This is a genomic window from Enterovibrio baiacu, assembly GCF_004120195.1.
Lineage (GTDB): Bacteria > Pseudomonadota > Gammaproteobacteria > Enterobacterales > Vibrionaceae > Enterovibrio > Enterovibrio baiacui.
Genome location: NZ_SCHN01000052.1, coordinates 1 through 656, shown reverse-complemented (window position 1 = coordinate 656; position 656 = coordinate 1). Strand labels below are relative to the sequence as shown.

Sequence of the window (656 nt, the reverse complement as noted above, 5' to 3'; positions counted from 1 at the left end):
GTCACTTAACCATACAACCCCAAGAGGTCTTTATGTATGGACAAACAACCAAGGTGTTCTCGTTAAAGAACAAGTTCAAATTAATGAACGGTTTTTCGCCGGACTCAAATATGTTCATCACTTCCGAAGAAGGATGAAACCAAGAACACTTGAATGTGTTTGGTGTTAATTCAAAAGAATTAACGTTTTGAGAACTTTTGTTTCATTACCTCTCGGGTAGAGAGATAAGAAACAGATTTCAATTTAATCGTTYGATTAAATTTACTAGTCAGCTTTCCAGATTTTTAAAGAGCAAAGTGATGTTTCTCTGTGAAGAGAATGTCCACTGTCTAAACACACTCGTGAGAATGTTTTTAGAAAGTGGCGTCCCATAGGGGAGTCGAACCCCTGTTACCGCCGTGAAAGGGCGGTGTCCTAGGCCTCTAGACGAATGGGACCCAGTGCGCTTTAACGTGTTCAACCTATACAATTTGTGTGGACACTTGCATCAATAGTATCGTTAAGGAGGTGATCCAGCCCCAGGTTCCCCTAGGGCTACCTTGTTACGACTTCACCCCAGTCATGAACCACACCGTGGTAAACGCCCTCCCGAAGGTTAAGCTATCTACTTCTGGTGCAGCCCACTCCCATGGTGTGACGGGCGGTGTGTACAAGGC

At 44.1% G+C, this 656-nt stretch carries 1 tRNA gene and 1 rRNA gene; both read right to left on the bottom strand.

The window, feature by feature from the left end:
- Positions 1-361 precede the first annotated feature (361 nt).
- Positions 362-437 (bottom strand) — tRNA-Glu (locus EQP46_RS24055).
- Positions 438-500: 63 nt separating this feature from the next.
- Positions 501-656: ribosomal RNA gene (locus tag EQP46_RS24050) — 16S ribosomal RNA — on the bottom strand; the annotation flags it as partial.